Raw genomic sequence first — 1,258 nt, forward strand, 5'->3', positions numbered from 1 at the left:
AACGGCGCGCGAAAGAAACATGATCGCACCGCCTTCGGCCATCCAGGGCGCCCGGCAACTACGGACGCGGCGTCACCGGATCGAGGCACGCACCTCGCCTCATCGACGGTACTGTGGGACAGATCACGATCATCAGAAACGACTGACATCCCCATCCCGGCCCGTACGACATCTGTCCGGCCTACGATCCGGCACATGGTCGCCTGCCCGACATGTGGAAAGGCCAACCCGGAAGAAGCACGCTTCTGCTTCTCCTGCGGTACGCCCCAGCCCACGTTCGGGATCGGCGCCCGCAAGACCGTCACGATCCTGTTCTGCGACGTCACCGGATACACGGCCATCGGTGAGCAGCTCGACTCCGAACCGCTGCAACAGGTCATGTGGCGGTTCTTCAGCGCCGCCCGCGAGGTGATCTCCTCCCACGGCGGCAGTGTCGAGAAGTTCATCGGAGACGCCGTGTTCGCCGTCTTCGGCATCCCCGTCCTGCACGAGGACGACGCGCTGCGGGCCGCCCGCGCGGCGTGCGAGATCCGCGCCAGCATGGACGTGCTCAACGCCGACCTGCAACGTGACTGGGGGTTCCGGTTCCGGATCCGCATCGGCATCAACACCGGCGAGGTCACCGTCGGCGGGCCCGGGACGGGCGGCGGCGTCACCGGGGACGCCGTCAACGTCGCGTCCCGACTGGAGGAGGCCGCCGACCCCGACGAGATCCTCATCGCCGACGCCACCCTGCGGCTGATCCGCCCGCACGTACGTGCCGAAGCGGTCGGACCGCTCGTCGTCCAGGGCAAGAAAGCACCGCTGCGGGCCCACCGTCTGATCGATCTGGCCCACCCCGGCATCGGCCCGGGGGCGCGGTTAGCCCCGGACGGCTTTGCCGCACCCGTGATCGGCCGGGACCGGGAACGCCGCCGTCTGGACGACACCCTCGAGCAGGTGATCGAGGAACGCACCTGTCACCTGTTCACCCTGCTGGGCCCCGCCGGTATCGGGAAGTCCCGGATGGTCCGGGAATTCTGCGAGGCAATGGCCCCGCGAGCGACGGTGCTCACCGGACGTTGCCTGTCCTACGGCGAGGGCATCACCTACTGGCCGCTGATGGAGATGGTCCGTCAGGCAACCGGCATGTCCGCCGACGAGAGCGCACCCGAGGGCCGTCGCCGCCTGCGCGAGCTGCTGGAAAAGGTCAACAACGTCACCGGGGACGCCGCCGCCGTGGTGGACGGGTTAGCCCCCCTGGTCGGACTCGGCGGCG

Annotated in this window: 1 protein-coding gene; it reads left to right on the forward strand. The window is 68.8% G+C overall.

Annotated features, from left to right (window positions below; translation table 11 throughout):
* Positions 1 to 195: 195 nt before the first annotated feature.
* A partial coding sequence (locus tag DD1DGNOD_RS25840) for an adenylate/guanylate cyclase domain-containing protein (protein WP_165037045.1) occupies positions 196 to 1,258 on the forward strand: 1,063 nt, incomplete at its 3' end.

Source organism: Candidatus Protofrankia californiensis (assembly GCF_900634765.1).
GTDB classification, from domain to species: Bacteria; Actinomycetota; Actinomycetes; order Frankiales; family Frankiaceae; genus Protofrankia; species Protofrankia californiensis.